The sequence below is a fragment of the uncultured Pseudoteredinibacter sp. genome, from assembly GCF_947502065.1.
In the GTDB taxonomy this organism is placed as follows: Bacteria; Pseudomonadota; Gammaproteobacteria; order Pseudomonadales; family Cellvibrionaceae; genus Pseudoteredinibacter.
On sequence record NZ_CANMYE010000007.1, the window covers coordinates 23,322 to 44,033 of the forward strand.

Sequence of the window (20,712 nt, forward strand, 5' to 3'; positions counted from 1 at the left end):
AGCGCTTCGACTAGAAAAACACGATCCTCAGGAGGATAACGTGAAAAAGACTCTCATGACCGCAACACTGGCTGCTGCAGCACTGGCTGGTACTCAAGTAGCTTCTGCTGCCCGTGATTACATCACTGTAGTAGGTTCTTCAACTGTATACCCGTTCGCAACTGTTGTTGCTGAGCGTTTTGGTAAGTCTACCCAGTTCAAAACTCCTAAAATCGAATCTACTGGTTCTGGCGGTGGTTTGAAGTTGTTCTGTCAGGGCGTTGGTACCCAGCACCCAGACGTAACTAACGCTTCTCGTCGCATTAAGTCTTCTGAAGTTGATCTATGTGCTTCTAACGGCGTTAAAGATATCGTTGAAGTTCTAATCGGTTATGACGGCATCGTAATTGGTAACGCCAAAGCCGCTGATACCATGAAGCTAACTCGTCGCGATCTATTCTTGGCTTTGGCTAAGCAAGTTCCAAACCCAGACGGTTCTGAAACTTTGATCGACAACCCATACAAAACTTGGAAAGACGTAAACCCAGCTCTTCCAGCTCGCGCTATTGAAGTTCTAGGTCCTCCACCAACTTCTGGTACTCGTGACGCTTTCGCCGAATTGGCAATGGAAGGTGGTTGTAAGAAGTTTGGTTGGATCAAAGACATCAAGTCTCAGTCTAAAAAGTTGAAGAAAGCTGGCCAGAAAGCTGAAGCTAAAGCCATGAAGAAGAAGTACAAGGCTATCTGTCACAGTGTTCGTGAAGACGGTCCTTACATTGAAGCTGGTGAAAACGATAACCTAATCGTTCAAAAGCTAAACGCTAACAAAAACGCTTTGGGTATCTTCGGTTTCTCTTTCCTAGACCAGAACTCTGACATGATCCAAGGTTCTTTGGTTGACGGTAAGCAGCCTACTTTCGAATCTATTGCTGACGGTTCATACCCAGTATCTCGTCCGCTTTACTTCTACGTTAAAAAAGCTCACATCGGCGTGATCCCAGGTATGAAAGAGTACTTGGCTGAATTCACCAGCGAAAAAGCTTTCGGTGAAGAAGGTTACCTAACTGAGAAAGGCATGATCCCGCTAGGCGATTCTAAGCGCTCTCAGGTTGCTGCTGATGTTAAAAACTTGAAGAACCTAAGCATGTAATTCGGTTCGGAAAGCAGCGAATCGATAGCCCAGCCTAGTGCTGGGCTATTCGTTTCTACCCTAAATCTTGAAGTTATATAGTGAATAACTTTGAGATGAATAAAAAAGAAATGGGTGCTTTTCGATTTAGGCTTTTGCTGTGCATAGATGCGCTGTAGCCCAAAAGTCTAAATCTGAAAGTACCCGAACCAACGATTGCAGAGACTCGGTGATATGGACACCTCAACATTATTTGCCTTTTTAGCACTGCTAATGGCTGGCGCATTTATGCTAGGGCGCGGTCGCTCGCTTGCCCAAGCTTCTAACGCTGGCGGTGTGCGTGCCTTAAACTCCCTGCCTTCATACTATGGCATGCTAACACTATTGTGGTGTGGTATCCCAAGTTTGGCGGTCTTGGGTGCTTGGATTATTTTTGATGATTTAATTATCCATCAGTTACTTATCCAATCTCTACCACAAGAAATTCGTAACTTAGATCCTACTGAGCTAAGTCTGCGTATCAATACTATCGAGAATATGGCCGCTTCAGGCATGGGAGCGAATGCAGAGCCTTATATTCAAAACGCGATTGTAACTTTAGAGCGTTTACAAAAAACCAGTGGTTACGCTTTAACGGGTGTCGCACTACTGGTTGCAGTTATGACGGGCTTGTGGGGTTGGACTCGAATTCAACCTCAGCTTAAGGCGCGCAATCAAGTAGAAAACGCTTTTAAAATTATTCTTCTATCTTGTTCCTGCTTAGCTATTTTAACAACTGTAGGTATTGTACTTTCAGTTTTGTTTGAATCGATTCGCTTCTTCAGCATGATTCCTATTACAGATTTTGTGTTCGGTTCTGAGTGGAGCCCGCAGATGGCGATTCGTGCTGATCAAGTGGGTGGCTCTGGTGCCTTTGGTGCTATTCCGCTATTTGTCGGCACCATGCTAATTTCTTTAATTGCGATGATCGTTGCTGTACCCGCAGGTTTGATGGCCGCTATTTATCTTTCGGAATACGCTAGCACCAGGGTTCGTTCATTGGTTAAACCGGCGTTAGAAATTTTGGCTGGTATCCCAACAGTTGTTTATGGTTTCTTCGCAGCGTTAACCGTAGCGCCTATGATACGTGATACTGGTGGCATTATTGGTTTGAGCGTTTCTTCAGAAAGTGCCCTAGCTGCAGGTTTAGTCATGGGCATTATGATTATTCCTTTTGTGTCGTCACTATCAGACGATGTGATCAATGCGGTACCACAATCTTTGCGTGACGGTTCTCTTGGCCTTGGCTCTACTCAATCAGAAACAATTCGTCAGGTGGTTATCCCGGCAGCCTTGCCTGGTATTGTCGGTGGTATTTTGCTGGCGGTTTCGCGTGCAATTGGTGAAACCATGATCGTGGTGATGGCGGCTAGTTTGGCAGCAAATCTAACGGCTAATCCGCTAGAGCCTGTTACTACTGTAACCGTTCAGATCGTTACATTGTTGGTAGGTGACCAAGAGTTTGATAGTCCAAAAACATTGGCAGCTTTCGCCCTAGGTTTAATGCTGTTTATTGTGACTTTGGGCTTGAACTTCCTCGCCCTTCACGTTGTGAAAAAATATCGCGAGCAGTACGACTAAGCGTCGGCTCGAATGTCCTACTGACTTGCTAAAGAGTGAATAACACAATGAACTCAACAGAAAAAATGAACACCATCGATTTGGTGAACAAGAATCTAGCCAAGCGTTATCGTGCTGAAAAACGTTTTAAGGCCTATGGTATTGCCTCAATCGGTTTTGGTTTAATTTGTTTGGTATTTTTATTTACTGACATTATCGGTAAAGGTTATACCGCATTTGTACAGAGCTATATCCAGCTAGAAGTAAACCTGGACGCTGATACGCTAGATATCAGCGATCCAAACGACCCGAACCAAATAGCTGGTGCAAACTATATTGGCGTGGTTAAAAAAGCACTGCGAGAACGTTTCCCTGACGTCAGTGGCCGTCGCGATAAGCGCAAACTGTATAGATTGGTGAGTAATGGTAGTGGTTTTGATTTACGCAAAATGTTGGAAGCTGATCCTTCAATTTTAAACACAAAGCAAACCGTTTGGCTGATCGCCGACGATGATATCGATACCTACATCAAATCAGCCGCAAAAGATGGCAAGGTTTTCACTGGCCGTGTTGATGAGCAGGCTCAAGGCTGGGTGAAAAGCTTGATGGACAATGATGAGGTTGAAACTCGCTTTAACACCGTCTTTTTTACCAATGGTGATTCCCGTGAGCCAGAGCAAGCTGGTATACGAGGCGCCATTATGGGTTCTTTGTTCACCATGTTTGTAACGCTAATTTTGTCCTTCCCTATTGGTGTTGCCGCTGCGGTTTACTTGGAAGAGTACGCCCCTAAAAACAAGTGGACGGATTTAATTGAAGTTAACATCAACAATCTCGCGGCCGTTCCTTCAATCATCTTTGGTTTGCTGGGTGTGGCGATCTTTATTGGCATGTTTGGCATGCAGCGCTCTCTACCCTTGGTAGGTGGTATGGTACTTACTTTGATGACTTTACCAACCATCATTATCTCAAGTCGCGCTGCGATCAAAGCTGTACCCCCTTCAATCCGTGAAGCGGCATTGGGTATTGGCGCTTCTAAAATGCAAATGATCCTACACCATGTATTGCCATTGGCGATGCCGGGTATGTTGACTGGCGCCATTATTGGTCTGGCCCAAGCGCTTGGTGAAACAGCACCGCTACTGATGATTGGTATGGTGGCATTTATTGTGGATATCCCTGGTGGGGTAGCCGATCCGGCAACCGTTTTGCCGGTACAAATTTTCTTGTGGTCTGACAGCCCGGAGCGCGCATTTGTTGAGCGAACCTCGGCTGCTATTATGGTGCTGCTTGGCTTCCTAATCATTATGAATGCCCTAGCAGTCTGGTTGCGTAAACGTCTGGAGCGCCGCTGGTAATCCCGGCCTTACAGCAAAGAATGAATACAGGTGATATTATGGAAGCCACTGCAAGTGTAGACAACGCCGCGCAAGCGGAAGAAAACAAGTTAAAGACTATGAAAGAAGAAGTTATAGCACAGCCTAGCGTAGATGATATCCAGGGAACGGTAGGTACCCCTTTCGTTGAAAACGCTAAAATGTCTATGCGTAATGTCAACGTATATTATGCCGAGAAGCAAGCCATTTTTAATGTTGGTTTGGATATTGGTAAAAACGAGGTAGTCGCGATGATTGGCCCGTCGGGCTGCGGTAAGTCTACTTTTTTACGTTGCATGAACCGCATGAACGACACTATTGATATCTGTAAAGTTGAGGGTTCTTTAACGCTTGAAGGTCAAGATATCTATGATCCAAAGCTGGATGTGGTGCCACTGCGGGCTCGCGTAGGTATGGTGTTCCAGAAACCAAACCCATTCCCTAAATCGATTTACGATAATGTTGCTTACGGCCCACGCATTCACGGCTTAACTAACCGTAAGGCCGAGTTGGATGAGATTGTAGAAACAAGCTTACGCAAAGCCAGTTTATGGGATGAAGTGAAAGATCGCTTGCATGCTCCTGGCACAGGCCTTTCTGGTGGTCAGCAGCAACGACTATGTATTGCCCGTACTATTGCCGTAAGCCCTGAAGTGATTTTGATGGATGAGCCTTGTTCGGCACTTGATCCAATTGCAACGGCTAAAATTGAAGAGTTGATTGCCGAGCTTAGTGAAAATTTCACTATCGCTATCGTAACCCACTCTATGCAGCAGGCCGCACGAGTGTCTAATCGCACCGCTTACTTCCACTTAGGTAAGTTAATCGAAGTGAATGACACTGAAAAGGTGTTCACTAACCCAGAACATGAACTGACCGAAGCTTATATTACTGGTCGATTTGGTTAATTGCTGGCTGAGCTAAGATATAGAGGAGCTTAAATAATGGACAATCTAAACTTAGACCAGCATATTTCTGGTCAATTTAATGCCGACTTAGAAGAATTGAAAACCCAGCTGCTTGAAATGGGCGGTGTTGTACAACAACAAATCATCGATGCGGTTGCAGCTATTGAGCAAGCTGATAGTGAGCTTGCTGAAAAAGTCATGGTCATCGAAGATGATGTTGATATGCGTGAAGTGCGTCTAGACGAAAACTGCACAACCGTTTTAGCTCGACGCCAGCCGGCAGCTTCCGATTTGCGTATGGTATTGGCTGTTTCAAAAGCGACCCGTGACCTTGAGCGCATGGGTGATGAAGCCCAGAAAATCGCTAAGATGGCAATTGCATTGAATGAAGAAGGTCAGGCCCCACACGGCTATGTAGAGCTTCGCCATATCGGTGACATTGTTGAAAAGATGGTGAATTCAACTTTAGACGCATTTGCGCGTTTTGATGTTGATGCGGCAGTAAAAGTTGCTCGTGATGATAAAGCGGTAGACCGTGAATATAAGTCTGCTATGCGCGAATTAGTAACTTATATGATGGAAGATCCCCGCTCTATTGGTCGCGTAATGAATATCATTTGGGCTTTGCGTTCTCTAGAGCGTATCGGTGATCACGCTCGAAATATCGCCGAGCATATTGTGTATCTGGTAAAAGGCCTAGATGTTCGCCACACCTCAGTTAAGGAGATGGAGCGCCAAGTAAAAGACGCGTAAGCCCTCCCAAAGCTAAGCCCCGCTGCACTTCATCGGATTCTGGCGCATGAAGTAGCGGGGTTCTTTGTCCTTATTGACCAATATCATTAAAAAATATGGGTGATTTGGGCGACATAGCCTATACTTTCTGACAATCTACTTGCGCTTAACACCATAAGTAGCTTACCGGCTGTAATATTCAGCCAGACTTAGCCAAAGTACCCACTTACAGCGATTGCCAGAGTTATAGGGTTGTCCCATGTCACAGCATACGGTTAAAGATATACTGCAATCCGTATCTCCTGGTGATCAGGAATTTTTTCCTTCAATTGTAAAGGCGCTCGCACACGCTTTAAGTGCGGATATGGTTTTTATTGCGCGTATTGATAATGAAGAAAACAGGTCCGAAACACTAAGTGTCTATAGCCCAAATAGTGATGTGGATAACTTTGAGTATGATTTGGAGCATACGCCTTGCTGTCAAGTGGCAAATTCTGGGAACTTAGTTTGTACCTATAACGGCGATGTGCAACAGCATTTTCCTGAAGATGAAATGCTCGTGGACATGGGCATCAACAGTTATTTAGGCACACCTTTAAAAAATGCCGAGAATGAAGTTATCGGCATCTTAGTCGCTATATTTTCTGGCAGCATTCCTGATTTAAAGCAATCCGAGCTTATGTTTAACCTCTTTTCAGGCTTAGTCTCAAGAGAGCTTGTGGTTGTTGAAAATATGCGTCAGCTGAGTGTGGCGAACCAGGTCTTTAGTAGCTTAGATGAAGCGATTGTTATCTTTGATCCTGAAATGAAAATTCGGCTGGTGAATCGTGCCTATGAGCGAATCAGTGGTTACGATCATGATGAATTAATTAATAAAGATATTCATTCCACCGAATTTTTGGGGCGCAACCAGCAGCTGCTTTATACCATTACCGAATCAATGGAGACTGTTGGCAGTTGGGTAGGTGAAATTAACGGCCGTAGAAAGGATGGTGTCTATTACACGGTGCAAGTGCAAATTACGACCAGTAAAGATAGCCGTGGTTATATCGAGAACTATATTGCGGTTCTCAGTGATATCACCAGCAAAAAGCATGCTGAAAAAACTATTCATATACAGGCGAATTATGACAGCTTAACCGGCTTGCCTAATCGTCAATTGTTTAACGATAGATTAGATCAAGCTATTCGTATATCCAAACGAAAAAACAAAAAGTTCGCTGTCGTATTTATGGATATCGATATGTTTAAGTCTATCAATGATAGCCTTGGACATTCTTGGGGTGATGTGTTGTTGGCGGAAGTTTCTTTTCGCCTAAAGCGGGCTTTACGAGCTAGCGATACTATTGCAAGATTTGGCGGTGATGAGTTTACCTTTATCGTCGATCCAATAGAAAAAGTTTCTGATGCGATTGTTGTACTTGATCAAATAGTTAAAACAATGCATGAGCCTTTTACCCTACAATCCAATCGTGTCTTCGTAACAAGTAGCCTTGGGGTGGCATTGTATCCAGATGATGGTTTGGACCGTGAACAACTGATCGCACACGCTGATCAGGCTATGTATAGCGCTAAAAACCTAGGTCGTGATCAGTATCAGTTCTTTACTTCAGATATGCACAGGGCAGTGGAAGAGAAGCTTGCTATTAAGAACGCCTTACAAGAAGCTATTATAAATCGAGATATTGATGTGTGCTTTCAGTGGATAAAAAATGAAAGCGACCCTCAACAAATTAAACTGGAAGTTTTAGCTCGCTGGCAGCATGAAGGGGAACAAATCCCTCCTGATGTGTTCATCGCGATCGCTGAGGAGTTTAACCTTATCTCTGATTTGGATGATGTCATATTGGAAAAAGCCTGTTTTTCTGGTTTTCAGTTATGCCAGATGGGTATAGAGAACTTTATGTTATGTACCAACCGATCTCCTATCGAGTTGGCCAAACGTGGAAACCCTGTACAACGCTGGCGAAATATTATCGAGTCTTATGGTTTACGTGTAGAGCAGTTTAATATAGAAGTCACTGAAAACATTTTAGCCAAAGATAGTGACGGTCATTTCGAGGTGCTTTATCAGCTGGCCGATGCAGGTTTTTCAATATCAATTGATGATTTTGGCACTGGCTATTGCTCCTTGGGTTATCTCAATAAATTCCCGATTGATACGATAAAAATTGATAAAAGCTTTATCGATGAACTGGGCAAGAATGACCAACAATCGGCTATCGTCGATGCCATCATGGCAATGGCCAAAGCGCTTAACAAGCATGTTGTTGCCGAGGGCGTCGAATGTCAGCAGCAATATGAAGCGCTCAAGCGTTTAGGCTGTATGCAATATCAAGGCTATATGTTTAGCAAACCATTAAGCTTTGAGCAGCTCAGTGGTTTTTTGGGTAATGAACTCCTTAATTTGACCGTTGACTCAAATCGTTGAGTTCTATCCTTCATCGTTCGTTTACTTAGTGTTAAGGGCTGCTGTGCAGTCACGTAATTTTAGCTGTATGCATATGAGGCGATGAAAATGGCAGTTATATCTTGGTGTAAAAAGCAATCTTTGGCTTTGGCTCTTACTTCTATGGCCAGCTTCGCGGTCCAGGCGGATTCGCTTTTTACCGATAAGCAGGCAGAGGCTATGGCTGACCTTGCCTCCAGTTGCATTCACAAAGAATTCCCCAATGTGGTTAAACACTATTTTCTTGGCCCACAAGATGTGCGCAGCCCCAAAGAATTATACCCAGCTTTTTTTGGTTGCTTAGATTGGCATTCTTCTGTTCATGGCCATTGGCTGCTGGTGCGTATGCTGCACAAAGCTGGTGATCAGCTAGATTCCAAAGCTATACGCAAGCAGCTAGAGCAGAGTTTTAAGCCTAGCAATCTAGTGGGTGAACTCGCCTATTTTAATCGCCCTAATTCCGGCAGCAGTTTCGAACGTCCATATGGCTTGGCATGGTTTTTACAATTAACCACAGAGCTTCGTCAGTGGGATGATCCTCAGGCGAAAGAGTGGCTGCAGCGCTTGTTGCCTTTAGAGGATAAGATCGTTGAAAATATTTCTGCGTGGTTGCCAAAGTTGGCCTACCCTATTCGTGTTGGCGAACATAGCCAAACAGCTTTTGCCTTTGGATTAATGTTGGATTGGGCGCGTGAAGCGAAAGACAAAGAATTCGAAACTTTACTGAGCTCTAGAATTAAAGACTATTACCTAAAGGATAAAGACTGCCCCTTAGCTTATGAGCCCTCGGGGCAAGATTTCCTTTCGCCTTGTTTAGCCGAGGCAGATCTTATGCGCAGGGTTATGAGTCAAAAGGAGTATGCTAAGTGGCTGGCTGAGTTTTTTCCCTCGTTACCTAAAAATGGTAAAGCGGATTGGATGCCGGTCGCCCGAGTTACTGATCGCAGTGATGGTAAATTGGCGCACCTCGATGGCCTTAACTTAAGTCGAGCTTGGATGTTAGAAGGTATTGCTAGTGCGCTGCCAAAGTCCGATGTGAGACGCGCTGCTGTAGTTGCAGCTGCAGAGTCTCATAGGGCGGCGAGTCTTCCGGTTGTAATGGGGGATTTACACTATATGGGCAGTCATTGGTTGGGCAGTTTTGCGACCTACTTGATCAGCCAGCGTGGTATAGCATCCAATTAAGCAAAGCGCTTATATCTGGCGGAGTATCGCAGTTGGGATACTCCGCTTCCTCAGTTATTTCGTAATTCTATCTTGCCTGTGATTGATTTGACTGAGGATGTATCTGCTGCATTCTCTGCTGCGCTCGCTGGCCTAGTTCCCCACCTGATGCGGCCGCGAATTGATAGTATTCATAGGCCTTGCGGCTGTTGCCCTGCTTGAGCTCCAGTTCACCCAAATGAAAAGTCGCATATTGTGTTGGCAGCATACTGAGGCTGGTTTCGAGATCTATTTTGGCTTGAGCTTCATTGCCTAAGTTTTTATTTACAATTCCTCGGCCAACATAGGGGCCGAAATAGTTTGGATTTATATCGATCGCTCGACTAAAGGCGTTTAGCGCTGACTTACTGCGTTTTTGATTGAGTAACAACTTGCCTTTAGTATCCCAAAATAAAGCTTCCTTCGGTTGCTTGCGAATTGCTTGCTCGGTTAGGCTCAGGGCTTTATCAAGCTGTTTTTGATTGGCTGCAGCCAAAGCGTCTTGATGCAGTTTGTAGGCGGGAGCGTCCTTACGTAGTTGTCGCATAGCTCTATCGAAAGCGGCTTTATTGCGAGTTCCTGGTGGCATTTGCTGTGCTCGCTCGCGATTTGCTGCTACACGCTCTTCCGAGGGCGGGTGGCTGGCGAACAAATTATTCAACCAATTGCTCTGGCGGCCTTTTGAGAGTTTGACAAAGGTTTCTTGTAACTCGACGGCCCCTTGGGGGTCATAGCCCGCGGCAACCATATACTCCATGCCATAGGCGTCGGCTTCGAGTTCCTGGCCGCGGCCATAACTTGCTTGAAAAGCCTGTGAGCCCAGTCCAATACCTTGCTGTATTAAACCTCGGTAGCGGCTTTGGCTGGCGGCGGCTGCCGCAAACTGGGCGCCAACACCCATTAATTGGCGCTGACTCATCTGTTGGGCGCTGTGACTGGCTGCGGCATGAACAATTTCGTGGCCCAAGACAGCGGCTAGCTGGGCTTCATCTTGCAAATGAATCAATAAGCCACGGTTGAAGGCAATTTTGCCCCCAGGCAAGGCCCAAGCATTGGGAACATCGTTGTTGAGCACGACAAATTCATAAGGCAGGCTCGGTCGGTCGCTAAGTTTGGCTAGCTTTTGCCCTACCGAATTAACATAGCGGCTAAGTTCCGGGTCGACATCATAGGCACCACCCTGGCTTTGCTGAGATGGCCCATATTGTTTTTGACCCAAGGAAATCTCTTGGGAGGTCGACATCAAATTGAGTTGGCTTTTTCCCGTAACTGGGTTGGTACTACAGCCTACTACTGCAGTCGCTAGGGCTAGTATGCCCAAAAGCTTTGTAAATCCTTTATTCACCGTGACACCTCCAAGAGCTTGATTCAGGTATAATGCCGCTCATTCTAGCAGCCCGATAGGCTGACATTAAGCGGCAGAGCCTTAACCCCTACTTAATTAAAGGGAGTATCATAGCCTGCACTACAGTCAGCTCCACAAGTTTGAGAGAAAGAAGATCATGCAAGCCCTGCAAGTAATAGAGCTTTTTGCCGGTTTAGATGCAAATGGCCAAGCGGTTATTGAGCGTATGCCGGTTAAGGTAAGCGAAGAAGACGACAGTTGCCAGCTAGTAAAATCCCCTGCTTTTGTAAAGGGAATTGCCAGTGGTGATAAGATCAAACTACGCCCAGGTAGCCAGGACTTTGAATTGTTGGAGCGCAGCGGAAACCTTTGTATTCGCGTGTTGAGCCGAGGTGATATTTCACCTATAGCGGAAGCTTTGGCTCCTGAATTAGAAAAACTTGGTGGCGAGCTGGATACAGAAACCGAGCGTATGCTGGTATTTAGCATTCACGTGAGTTGTGGTTTTAAAGCCATTGAGGCTTTAATCAGTAAATATGTCGATGGCCAGAGCAGTGTATGGCTATATGGAAATGTTTACGATCCACAAGATGGTGAAACGCCACTTAATTGGTGGCAGCCAATTCTGGATGAAAACTAAGAACTAAGGTGGCGTTGTAAAGCTAAGCTTTGGCAATCGGCATCATTGGCTTATTTAATTGTTCATGTGGTCACTTAAGCTGAATAATGACTACTTAATAGATTAAGCGAGGACTGTTTATGTTAATGGTGGTATCACCGGCTAAAAATTTGGATTATGAAACGCCGGCTAAGACCAAACAGTTTACCGAGGCTGACTTTCTCGATCAGGCTGAAATTCTAATGGAAGACCTGCGTGAATTAGCACCCCATCAGCTTTCTAAGCTAATGAGTATTAGTGATAAATTGGGCACTTTAAACTACGATCGCAATCAGCAGTGGGGCAAGCCTTTTACTACAGACAACGCCAAACAGGCCGTGCTGGCCTTTAATGGTGATGTGTATACGGGTTTAGATGCGCCGAGTTTTAAAGCCGATGACTTTAAGTTCGCCCAAAAACATTTACGAATCTTGTCTGGCCTATATGGTTTATTGCGTCCACTGGATTTGATGCAGCCATATCGTTTAGAAATGGGAACAAAATTTCAAAATCAGCGTGGTAAGAATCTTTATGAATTTTGGGGAGAAACAATTACTGACGCGTTGAATGCTCAACTCAAAAAAGTAAAAAGTGATGTGGTGTTGAATTTGGCATCCAATGAATACTTTAAGTCAGTAAAGCCTAAGCTGTTAAATGCTACTATCATGACCCCGGCTTTTAAGGATCTTAAAAACGGTCAGTATAAAATGATTAGTTTTTATGCCAAAAAGGCACGAGGACTTATGGCAGCCTATGTGATTAAGAATCGTATTACCGATATTAATGACATTAAGAAGTTTGATAGTGAAGGTTATAGCTTTAACAAAGAGCTATCGACTGACAAACAATGGGTTTTTACTCGCGACCACGCCGAGTAAAACATTCTTTGCTTAGGTGCAGGAGTCTTATGGCCCTGCACCTACCCTCCTTATCTACTCTGTAAGTGTTAATTATTGTATTAAACACTTTAGCTTTATTTCCTTTTCCTGCTTGGCCAATTAAACTAATTTTGACTGCTTAGTAGAATTACCCAGAGGTACTCTAGCCATGGCTGAACTTGATAATGACAAACCTTTTTCCCAAGCTTGCGAGAACAATCAAGAGCCTATTTTTAACATTTTAAAAGATGCATTTGCAGATAAAACTAGCATACTTGAAGTAGGCAGTGGCACGGGGCAGCATGCTGTTTACATGGCTCCCCGTATGACGCACTTACAATGGCAAACTAGCGACTTATCTGAAAATGCTAATGGCATCAATCGTTGGATTAATGACGAACAAGCCGTTAACGTACTCCGCCCCCTCGAGTTGGATATCGCAAAGCACTGGCCCAACCCAGATCTTGTTAGTAACTTTGATGGCTTATACAGTGCGAATACCTGCCATATTATGCCTTGGGAGACGGTACAGAGTTTCTTGGCTGGTATGGAGTCAATGCAAGAGGGATCACGGGTCGCAATTTATGGTCCCTTTAAATATGGCGGCGAATACACCAGCGAAAGTAACGAACGTTTTGATCACTGGTTAAAGGCCCAAGAAGCGCATCGAGGTATTCGAGATTTTGAAGCGGTAGCCGAGATGGCGAATAAGTCGGGGTTGGAGTTACTTGACGACCACAAGATGCCGGCTAACAATCAATTATTGATTTGGCAAAAGCGATAAATATGATTTCGTTCGTGAATTTGATCGAGCTACCCTAAATCATGGACTTATTTATGCTTGGACGCCGTGTTGTCGAGATGGACTAATATCGGTGCAATCTTGCCAATAAGACAAATGTGGCCATTTTTCTGATCTTCATCTCGGAATTCCTTTCTGCTTGTCATAAACTGAGACCATATGGATTGCCATAATAACAATAGAAAATAAGCCAACTGCCGCGCCCTTGCGGCTGACAGCTACCGGAGATTGCCATGCCTTTTGCTGCAAAGTTAAAACTTGCTGTTCGTAAACTCGCTGTTTCTCTTATTGCCCAACCCAAGCCTATTACCTATGTTGGTGAAGGATCTTCCTTAAAGCTTTGTGAAGCCGTTGATCAATTTGACGTACGTAAAGTTCTTATCGTAACTGATGCTATGTTGTGTGAGCTGGGTTTAATAGACCCATTACAAAAAGCCTTGAGCGATGCAGGTGTAGAAAGTGTTGTGTACCAAGGTGTGACGCCAGATCCCGTGTGGACGGTCGTCGAAGAAGGTCTCACCCTACTCAAAGGTGAGCAGTGCGATGGGGTTATCGGTGTCGGTGGTGGTTCATCAATCGACGCTGCGAAAGTGATTGCTCTGGCGGCTACGAATACCAGTATTCCTCCACGCGAATTGGCAGGCTTTAAAAAGGCCAAGCAAGATGGTTTGCCTTTATTTGCTGTTCCGACCACAGCCGGTACTGGCTCGGAAGTGACAATCGCTGCTGTTATTTCTGACCCCGAGACTCACAAAAAGGATCTCATCGGCGATACCCGAGTTATTCCGAAAGTCGCCGCCTTAGATCCTTCGCTGATGTTGGGCTTGCCGCCAGCCGTTACAGCGGCTACCGGAATGGACGCCCTAACCCACGCTATTGAATCCTATATCGGTGAGTGGGCCAATGAAGAGACTGATGCGCTGGCGAAAAGCGCGATCAAATTGATATTCGATAATTTGCCAAAGGCTGTTGCCGAAGGAAGCGATGTTAAAGCACGTGAAGCTATGGCGCTTGCTTCTTACTACGCTGGCTTGGCTTTCACTAAGGCAATGGTGGGTTATGTCCATGGTATTGCTCACCAGCTCGGTGGGAAATACGGTATACCTCATGGCCTTGCAAATGCCGTTGTGCTTCCTGAGGTGCTTAACTTCTCCAAAGATGCAGCTTCCCACCGCTTAGCAGAGCTGGCTATTCACACGGGCCTAGGTGAGCACTATGAAGGCGATGCAGCGCTCAGCCAGAAGTTCATTGATCATATTAAAGCGATGAATGAAGACATCGGGATTCCTGTAGGCTTTGAGCAAATTCAAGCCTCCGATATTCCTGAATTAGCGACAGCGGCATTGGAGGAATCTCACGGTACCTATCCAGTACCAGAATATATGAATCAAGCAGAATGTGAGGCGATGATTGGGCGTTTGATGTTACGCCCTGCCTAGCTCACGTCCATCGAAAGCTCTTGCTTGTATTTTTCCAGAGAGTGGGCGCCTAATTAAGGTGTCCACCCGTCTTGGTACGCAATTTGTTTCCCCGCTTCTTACTTTGCATAGTTCTTCTGATTGCTCTTTGGCCCATAGTATTAGTTTTTCCCCTTCGCCTAGTTAACTCTGCGCCTCTTAATAATTCATACTTGCCATTGATGCCGTTCTAAATAATAATTTTCGGCTGATGTTGAATGCTGAAATGGAATAACATTAAAACTATGAATAAGGATGTCCAAGAGTTTATTGGAGCTCGCCAATCTACAGCCTATATGATGGTGATTCTTTTACTGGGTTCGGCCAGTGTTTGGGCCCTTCCCCAAGTTGTAGAGACCTTTCAAGAAGGGGGCTTTGTCGAGGCAGTGTCGTTAATAGCTATTTTAGTCTTCCTCTCTGGATTGGCTTACTATTTTGCACCAAAACTGAGCCCCAAAAAATCAATTCGTGTTAATCAAAAGACCTTAAGCATGAGGCAAGATGGAGCAATTCACTGGCGTGTTGAATTGTCTGATATCGGCCGGTGCGATATCAGTAGGCGTGAGGAAACTGCCTTTAAAGACCGATCAAAGATGCTAAATGTATATAGTAAAAACGGTGAAAAGCTGATCGAGCAGGAGGTTGAATTTCTAAGCTCTGATCAACAGAGATCACTATTGGATTTGCTGCTGTATCGTGTAGAAAAAGTCTAGAGCTTACTCTACTGATTTAAAAGGCAAGTAGCTTTCGGCGTCTTCTTTGTAAAGCTTAATATGTTCACTTTCTTGCTTAAGAAAATCCTCAATTGCCGGGCGAAATTCATCAGATGCAATCCAATGAGCTGAATGAACATAGCTGGGTTTAAAGCCACGTTGAATTTTATGTTCACCTTGGGCTCCTGGATCAAAGCGTTTTAGTTTGTTTTCAATGGCATATTCGATACCTTGGTAGTAACAGGCTTCAAAGTGCAATGCATCAAAATCATCTAAGCAACCCCAGTAGCGTCCATACAAGGTTCCTGAATCTTTAAAATATAATGCGGCGGCAACCATCTGGCCATCGTAATGAGCTTGCACCATCATGATGGAGTTTGTACAGTTTGTTGCTAAGCGTTTAAAAAAGTCGTGATTTAAGTAACCCTGTCTACCACTGCGCTTTAAATAGGTTAAATGGTAACAGTGGTAAAACTGCTGCCATTGCTCAGCGCTTATATCTGCACCTTCCACGCACTGAATTTCAACACCTTGTTGAGCCACTTTTCGTCGCTCACTCTTTAAGCTTTTTCGCTTGCGTGATTTAAAGCTGGCAAGGAAATCATCGAAGCTTTTATAGTTTTCATTTATCCAATGAAACTGTATGGCATCGCGCTGCAGTAGTTGATTCTCTGTTGTTAGGCAATTTAGTTGGTGAGAGCTTGGGAATAGGCTGTGGAAGCTAGAAGCTTCAAGCCTCTGGCACTCTTGCTGTAACTGTTGCAGCATGATTTGACAAAAAAGAGTTTCATCTAGGCCTTCAGCCAAAGCATAGCGTGGCCCGGTAGCTGGCGTAAAAGGGATGGCGTTTAGCAGTTTGGGATAGTATTCAACACCATAGCGATGATAGGCATCCGCCCAGGCCCAGTCGAAAACATATTCCCCATAAGAATGGCTTTTGATGTACAGAGGCATGGCGGCTAATAGCTCGCCCTTATCGTCTTGGCTATCTGCAGACCACAATAAAAAATGATGGGGAATCCAGCCGCTGTCTTTGCTTACACACTGGCTTTGCTCCAGCGATTGCAAAAACTCATACTGAATAAAGGGGTAATCACTTGCCCAAATATTTTGCCAGCTATCTCGATCGATAGCGTCAATAGAGGGAATAAATTCGACAAGCATTGTGCGGCACTTTTTCTAATTGGCCTCACATCATAACGGCTCAGGAGTGCTTGGCAAGCCCAATTACTATTGAGCTAGGCCGATTGCTTATGTCAGCTAGTCTGAAGACTCTTCTTGCTTGTCGCTGTCTAATATTTGTAGACGATCTCTTGGAAATATACAGCTAAATGTACTGCCCTTACCCGGTTTGCTCGCGATGCTTAAATGCGCATCGTGGCGTAGTAAAATATGTTTAACGATGGCGAGCCCTAGGCCAGTTCCGCCTGCATCTGAGTTGCGGCTGCCATTGTCTACGCGATAAAACCTTTCGGTTAGGCGTGGTATATGTATGGGGTCGATACCATCGCCTTGATCTTTCACAGAAAAAGTAATGGCAGATTCATCAACACTGATACCGAGATTGATTTCGGTGTCGGGGCTGGAGTATTTAACGGCATTAAAAGCGAGGTTTGAAAAGGCGCTGTGCACTTCCTTTTCATTGGCGAGCAAGGCAATATCATTCTTACATTTTACAGTAATATGATGTTGGCCGTCACTTAGCGCCGTAGCGTCGGCAGCTATCATATCCAGTAGTGGTTTCAATGCCACAGGCTTTTGATTGCGCTCATTGTCTTCTGTTTCTAGATTAGAAAGCGTCAGCAAATCATTGATCAACAGATTCATGCGATCGCTCTGTTGCTGCATTTGCCCAAAAGCGCGTTCCATCACTGGGTTTAAGTCGGGCGCCATACTTAAGGTTTCGATATAACCGCGCAATACTGTTAGCGGTGTGCGCAATTCATGGGATACATTGGCCACAAAATCCTTACGGACCTGTTCCAATCGGTGCACGCGAGTTACATCGCGGACAACTACTAAACGCTCACCTTTACCAAAACGATTGATTTGGTATTGCAGTTGTTTTGATTCATTCCGTGGTGAGGGTAAATCCAGCGGGTCTTCATACTCGCAGGCATCGAAGTAAGCGATAAAATCAGGGTGTCGAATGAAATTGACCAGCGGGTGCCCTTGGTCAATGGGCTGTAAACCCAGCAAGGTTTCGGCCGCTTGGTTCCACCAGTTTAAGCAGCCATTGGCGTCCAGTAATACCACCGCATCACGCAGAGCGGCCGTGGTTTGCTGGCCACGACGAATCATACCCTGCAGGCGACGGCGCTCTTTCTCATGGCGCTTTTGCATGCGGTAAATATTATCGAAAATCTCGCCCCATATACCGACGGTATCAGGTGGTGGCTCGCGACGGCGAGACGTTACCCATAAATAGAGCTGACGGATTTGCAAAAGCACCCAACCCATATAAAGGCCGCCGCCAATAATTAGCGTCCAGCTGATATAACCATTCAGCCAGCCAAAAGAGAGGCAAATCAGAGTAAAGAATGCAATGCGCTTGAGTTCAGCGCCTAAGCCCTGGTGCAATAAAGTATCCGCCTTGGTGATGGGAATTAGCAGCCCAAAGTGTAGTAGGCCCGATGTTACGGTAAGACGACGGAGGTTTAATTGACCGCCGTCACCTTGGTGGAGAATCGATAACCGGTTCCACGTACAGTTTGGATGAAGCGGTCGTGATCGTCCAGTGTTAGCGCTTTACGAAGGCGGCGGATATGCACGTCGACAGTTCGCTCCTCGACATAGACATTGCCACCCCAAACATGATCTAGCAACTGGCTACGGGTGTAGACGCGCTCCTGGTGAGTAAGAAAGAATTCTAATAAGCGATATTCTGTTGGACCCATTTGCACAGGCGAGTCACCGATAGTGACTCGATGACTGATTGGGTCTAGGCATAGGTCGCCAACTACAATTGGCTCAGCGTCTTGATGATTATCTGTGCGACGCAACACCGCTTTTAGTCGTGCTACCAGCTCGCGAGGTGAAAAAGGCTTAGTAATATAGTCATCAGCGCCAATTTCGAGCCCTTGGATTTTATTATCCTCTTCGCCCTTAGCTGTCAGCATAATGATTGGGGTGCGAGCTGTTACCTCGTCGCGCTTAAGTCGACGAGCAAGCTCAATACCACTGGTGCCAGGCATCATCCAATCTAACAAGACTAAATCGGGCTTCTCGTCGATGATTAAGCTGTGTGCCTCTTGGGCGTCTGCGGCTTCCAGGCACTGGTAGTCGGCCATCTCTAGGGCAATACGGAGCATATCGCGAATGGCTTTCTCGTCATCGACGATCAAGATGGTTTTATTAGGCATGGTAGCCCCTCTATCAACGGCGGGGCCTTACACAAAGGTAATGCCCTAGGGTCTGTTAAGAAGGCATTATTAAATAAAGGTTTTGTTGCAACTTTATGACAATTTCTTGTCTGCTTATAGCCCTCTGGTCAAATAAACTCCAAATAGGCCTTAAAGTGCTAATTAATATAGCTAAGTGCAACACCCGCAAATATTGCTGCGCCCACATAATTATTGCTCAAGAAGGCCTTAAAGCAGGCTTGGCGTTCGCGTCCGCGAATCAATATCTGCTGGTAAACAAATAAGCCTGTGGCCACAGCTAGGCTCATATAAAAGGCAAAACCAAGATCAAAACGGTTAGCTAAAACAATCAAGGACATGATAGTAAGGCCCTGTAGGCAACCGATAATCATCTTGTCTTGCTCGCCAAATAAGATTGCCGTCGACTTGATGCCAATCTTCAGGTCGTCATCCCTATCGACCATGGCATATTGGGTATCGTAAACCACAGTCCACAGCAGATTAGCGGTAAAAACCAACCAGGCTGTAGGCGGCAGCTCGTTTAGGCTGGCGCTAAAGGCCATAGGAATGCCCCAGGAGAAAGCAGCACCCAATACTAGCTGTGGAAGGTGGGTATGGCGTTTCATAAAGGGGTAGCAGGTGGCCAGTGCAATACCGCCAAAAGAGAGTGCGATGGTAAAAGTGTTCGTGAGGCAAACCAATGCAAAGGCCGCAATGCCTAAGCCAGCGAACAAAATAAGGGCGTTACGAGGTGCTATTTTGCCCGCCGCTAAGGGGCGGTGCTGGGTGCGTTCTACATGGCCGTCAAAGTTGCGATCGGCATAATCATTAATGACGCAACCTGCAGCACGCATAATAAAAACGCCGACGGTAAATATTACCAGTAAATGCCAAGGCGGCATCCCTTCATTGGCCAACCAAAGTGCCCAAAGCGTTGGCCATAACAGTAGAAGCGTGCCAATGGGACGGTCGATTCGCATTAATTGAGCATAGGCATAAAGCTTATCTTTCAGGCTTAGTTGTGGGCTGGCACTGCTGCTCATAAATGATCCTTAATGGAAGGTTGCCCTTGATAAAAGTGTTCGAAGCTAGGTAAAAACACCTCAGCAACTAATAATGGCTTTTGATCCAAGCGAAAAACCGATCGCCTCGACCAGCAAGGTGCGCTGCTGGGGTAATTAAAATTGTGCGGCTCTAAGCGGCTAATTTCAATTTCACTGCGCTGCATTGTCGGATCTTTGAACAATAATGCCCCCAGGGGGCGATTGTCCAAGGTTTTGAGTTGCCGTAGGCGACCTGTCAGTGTGCTAAGTGGCAGTACTGAGCGGGCAAAAACCCAATCTTGCCCTGCCCCAGACATCACAATCTCACGAATAAGCGCCCGCTGCCTTGCTGGCAGTTTTAGGGCTTTAGCTTCATCAACTTTTGGCGTCGCGAGGCCTTGTCTTAAAATTCGCAAGGAGAAATCGCCCTGGCAGGCTTCCATCAGTTTTTGGGTCAGTGAGCCTGTGCCTAGTAGCCACTGCTTTTGTAGCTGACTAAGGTCAGGGCTGGCTTGTTTGTGCCAGCGCGGGGCATGTGTTCTCAAACGGCGGGTTCCGAAATCTTGCGGGCAACAGTCGCCGCATCGTTATATTACAAAGGCGCTATTTTAGTGCCCATTGACCTAAGGTGCCAACACCGCATTTGTTTATCGGCAAGATATTCTTTCAAAGCTTGGTTTATAGGCCGGGCCTTGGTTTAATGTGGGGCCAATCCAACAGCAATAACAATAGGATAATAACTATGCACAAAACTGATTTAGTGGCCGCTGTGGCCGATCAGGCTGATTTACCTAAAGAGAAAGCCGCTGATGTGGTAAATGCCATATTGGATGAAATCACCAATGCAATGAGTCGCGATGATACCGTGAGCCTAGTGGGCTTTGGGTCATTCAGTCAGCGTCACCGTGCAGCCCGCACTGGTCGCAGCCCTAAAACCGGTGCAAGCATTGAAATTGCGGCTAGTAACACTGTGGGTTTCAAACCGGGTAAAGCTCTAAAAGACGCGGTTAACAGTTAATTTACAATCCCCTTCGTGCCCTCACGGGCAAAGTAGTATTTACTCTGTAATCATTTATTGC

At 45.6% G+C, this 20,712-nt stretch carries 19 protein-coding genes; 13 read left to right on the forward strand and 6 right to left on the reverse strand.

Annotation, left to right across the window (positions count from 1 at the left end):
* Positions 1-55 precede the first annotated feature (55 nt).
* The 7 genes from Q1A41_RS16130 to Q1A41_RS16160 all read left to right on the forward strand — a co-directional run bounded on the left by Q1A41_RS16130 (position 56) and on the right by Q1A41_RS16160 (position 9,357).
* A complete protein-coding gene (locus Q1A41_RS16130; RefSeq protein WP_299981305.1) occupies positions 56-1,129 on the forward strand; it encodes a PstS family phosphate ABC transporter substrate-binding protein in 1,074 nt (357 codons plus the stop codon).
* A gap of 213 nt (positions 1,130-1,342) precedes the next feature.
* Positions 1,343-2,728, forward strand: a complete 1,386-nt coding sequence (pstC, locus tag Q1A41_RS16135) for a phosphate ABC transporter permease subunit PstC (protein ID WP_299981074.1) — start codon at positions 1,343-1,345, stop codon at positions 2,726-2,728.
* Positions 2,729-2,775: 47 nt separating this feature from the next.
* Complete coding sequence (gene pstA / locus Q1A41_RS16140; protein WP_299981077.1) at positions 2,776-4,065, forward strand: phosphate ABC transporter permease PstA; 1,290 nt, start codon at positions 2,776-2,778, stop codon at positions 4,063-4,065.
* Positions 4,066-4,244: 179 nt separating this feature from the next.
* Positions 4,245-4,991 carry a phosphate ABC transporter ATP-binding protein PstB gene (gene pstB, locus Q1A41_RS16145; RefSeq protein WP_363322447.1) on the forward strand — a complete coding sequence of 249 codons (747 nt, stop codon included), beginning with the start codon at positions 4,245-4,247 and terminating at the stop codon, positions 4,989-4,991.
* Between the two features lie 36 nt (positions 4,992-5,027).
* Positions 5,028-5,744 (forward strand): phosphate signaling complex protein PhoU, encoded by a 717-nt coding sequence (gene phoU / locus Q1A41_RS16150; protein WP_299981079.1) that lies wholly within the window; start codon positions 5,028-5,030, stop codon positions 5,742-5,744.
* A 238-nt stretch (positions 5,745-5,982) separates the two neighbouring features.
* The gene (locus tag Q1A41_RS16155) at positions 5,983-8,154 is read left to right on the forward strand and encodes an EAL domain-containing protein (protein ID WP_299981081.1); all 2,172 of its coding nucleotides are present in this window, start codon (positions 5,983-5,985) and stop codon (positions 8,152-8,154) included.
* Between the two features lie 87 nt (positions 8,155-8,241).
* A complete protein-coding gene (locus Q1A41_RS16160; protein WP_299981083.1) occupies positions 8,242-9,357 on the forward strand; it encodes a DUF2891 domain-containing protein in 1,116 nt (371 codons plus the stop codon).
* Positions 9,358-9,424: 67 nt separating this feature from the next.
* Here the strand turns inward: Q1A41_RS16160 and Q1A41_RS16165 are convergent, their stop codons facing one another.
* A complete protein-coding gene (locus tag Q1A41_RS16165; protein WP_299981088.1) occupies positions 9,425-10,720 on the reverse strand; it encodes a M48 family metalloprotease in 1,296 nt (431 codons plus the stop codon).
* Between the two features lie 157 nt (positions 10,721-10,877).
* On the opposite strand from Q1A41_RS16165, the gene Q1A41_RS16170 reads away from it, so the two are divergent.
* The 5 genes from Q1A41_RS16170 to Q1A41_RS16190 all read left to right on the forward strand — a co-directional run bounded on the left by Q1A41_RS16170 (position 10,878) and on the right by Q1A41_RS16190 (position 15,228).
* Positions 10,878-11,360 carry a DUF4265 domain-containing protein gene (locus tag Q1A41_RS16170; RefSeq protein ID WP_299981090.1) on the forward strand — a complete coding sequence of 161 codons (483 nt, stop codon included), beginning with the start codon at positions 10,878-10,880 and terminating at the stop codon, positions 11,358-11,360.
* A 119-nt stretch (positions 11,361-11,479) separates the two neighbouring features.
* Positions 11,480-12,256: a peroxide stress protein YaaA gene (gene yaaA / locus Q1A41_RS16175; protein ID WP_299981092.1), complete on the forward strand. Its 777-nt coding sequence runs from the start codon at positions 11,480-11,482 to the stop codon at positions 12,254-12,256.
* 169 nt (positions 12,257-12,425) lie between these two features.
* Positions 12,426-13,040 (forward strand): DUF938 domain-containing protein, encoded by a 615-nt coding sequence (locus Q1A41_RS16180; protein ID WP_299981093.1) that lies wholly within the window; start codon positions 12,426-12,428, stop codon positions 13,038-13,040.
* A gap of 251 nt (positions 13,041-13,291) precedes the next feature.
* Entirely contained in the window at positions 13,292-14,497 is a 1,206-nt protein-coding gene (locus Q1A41_RS16185; RefSeq protein ID WP_299981095.1) for an iron-containing alcohol dehydrogenase, read from the forward strand.
* A 263-nt stretch (positions 14,498-14,760) separates the two neighbouring features.
* Positions 14,761-15,228, forward strand: a complete 468-nt coding sequence (locus tag Q1A41_RS16190; protein ID WP_299981097.1) for a hypothetical protein — start codon at positions 14,761-14,763, stop codon at positions 15,226-15,228.
* 3 nt (positions 15,229-15,231) lie between these two features.
* On the opposite strand, the gene Q1A41_RS16195 is transcribed toward Q1A41_RS16190, so the two are convergent.
* The 5 genes from Q1A41_RS16195 to Q1A41_RS16215 form a co-directional block, all read right to left on the reverse strand.
* Positions 15,232-16,392 (reverse strand): GNAT family N-acetyltransferase, encoded by a 1,161-nt coding sequence (locus Q1A41_RS16195; protein WP_299981099.1) that lies wholly within the window; start codon positions 16,390-16,392, stop codon positions 15,232-15,234.
* Positions 16,393-16,488: 96 nt separating this feature from the next.
* Positions 16,489-17,808: a phosphate regulon sensor histidine kinase PhoR gene (phoR, locus tag Q1A41_RS16200; RefSeq protein WP_299981101.1), complete on the reverse strand. Its 1,320-nt coding sequence runs from the start codon at positions 17,806-17,808 to the stop codon at positions 16,489-16,491.
* Positions 17,809-17,885: 77 nt separating this feature from the next.
* Positions 17,886-18,590 (reverse strand): phosphate regulon transcriptional regulator PhoB, encoded by a 705-nt coding sequence (gene phoB, locus Q1A41_RS16205; protein WP_299770492.1) that lies wholly within the window; start codon positions 18,588-18,590, stop codon positions 17,886-17,888.
* Positions 18,591-18,748: 158 nt separating this feature from the next.
* A complete protein-coding gene (ubiA, locus tag Q1A41_RS16210) occupies positions 18,749-19,633 on the reverse strand; it encodes a 4-hydroxybenzoate octaprenyltransferase (RefSeq protein WP_299981103.1) in 885 nt (294 codons plus the stop codon).
* Entirely contained in the window at positions 19,630-20,178 is a 549-nt protein-coding gene (locus Q1A41_RS16215) for a chorismate lyase (RefSeq protein ID WP_299981105.1), read from the reverse strand. Before Q1A41_RS16215 ends, ubiA begins: the two co-directional genes overlap by 4 nt.
* 197 nt (positions 20,179-20,375) lie before the next feature.
* On the opposite strand from Q1A41_RS16215, the gene Q1A41_RS16220 reads away from it, so the two are divergent.
* The gene (locus Q1A41_RS16220) at positions 20,376-20,651 is read left to right on the forward strand and encodes an HU family DNA-binding protein (protein ID WP_299770486.1); all 276 of its coding nucleotides are present in this window, start codon (positions 20,376-20,378) and stop codon (positions 20,649-20,651) included.
* Positions 20,652-20,712 lie beyond the last annotated feature (61 nt).

Excerpts from the sequence above, each read along its gene's own strand:
- pstC (WP_299981074.1), top strand. The coding sequence starts at position 1,343 with ATGGACACCTCAACATTATTTGCCTTTTTAGCACTGCTAATGGCTGGC.
- yaaA (WP_299981092.1), top strand. The coding sequence starts at position 11,480 with ATGTTAATGGTGGTATCACCGGCTAAAAATTTGGATTATGAAACGCCG.
- Q1A41_RS16220 (WP_299770486.1), top strand. The coding sequence starts at position 20,376 with ATGCACAAAACTGATTTAGTGGCCGCTGTGGCCGATCAGGCTGATTTA.
- ubiA (WP_299981103.1), bottom strand. The coding sequence starts at position 19,633 with ATGAGCAGCAGTGCCAGCCCACAACTAAGCCTGAAAGATAAGCTTTAT.
- Q1A41_RS16170 (WP_299981090.1), top strand. The coding sequence starts at position 10,878 with ATGCAAGCCCTGCAAGTAATAGAGCTTTTTGCCGGTTTAGATGCAAAT.
- phoB (WP_299770492.1), bottom strand. The coding sequence starts at position 18,590 with ATGCCTAATAAAACCATCTTGATCGTCGATGACGAGAAAGCCATTCGC.
- Q1A41_RS16195 (WP_299981099.1), bottom strand. The coding sequence starts at position 16,392 with ATGCTTGTCGAATTTATTCCCTCTATTGACGCTATCGATCGAGATAGC.
- Q1A41_RS16130 (WP_299981305.1), top strand. The coding sequence starts at position 56 with ATGACCGCAACACTGGCTGCTGCAGCACTGGCTGGTACTCAAGTAGCT.
- Q1A41_RS16190 (WP_299981097.1), top strand. The coding sequence starts at position 14,761 with ATGAATAAGGATGTCCAAGAGTTTATTGGAGCTCGCCAATCTACAGCC.
- Q1A41_RS16185 (WP_299981095.1), top strand. The coding sequence starts at position 13,292 with ATGCCTTTTGCTGCAAAGTTAAAACTTGCTGTTCGTAAACTCGCTGTT.
- pstA (WP_299981077.1), top strand. The coding sequence starts at position 2,776 with ATGAACTCAACAGAAAAAATGAACACCATCGATTTGGTGAACAAGAAT.
- Q1A41_RS16155 (WP_299981081.1), top strand. The coding sequence starts at position 5,983 with ATGTCACAGCATACGGTTAAAGATATACTGCAATCCGTATCTCCTGGT.
- Q1A41_RS16160 (WP_299981083.1), top strand. The coding sequence starts at position 8,242 with ATGGCAGTTATATCTTGGTGTAAAAAGCAATCTTTGGCTTTGGCTCTT.
- phoU (WP_299981079.1), top strand. The coding sequence starts at position 5,028 with ATGGACAATCTAAACTTAGACCAGCATATTTCTGGTCAATTTAATGCC.
- Q1A41_RS16180 (WP_299981093.1), top strand. The coding sequence starts at position 12,426 with ATGGCTGAACTTGATAATGACAAACCTTTTTCCCAAGCTTGCGAGAAC.
- pstB (WP_363322447.1), top strand. The coding sequence starts at position 4,245 with ATGTCTATGCGTAATGTCAACGTATATTATGCCGAGAAGCAAGCCATT.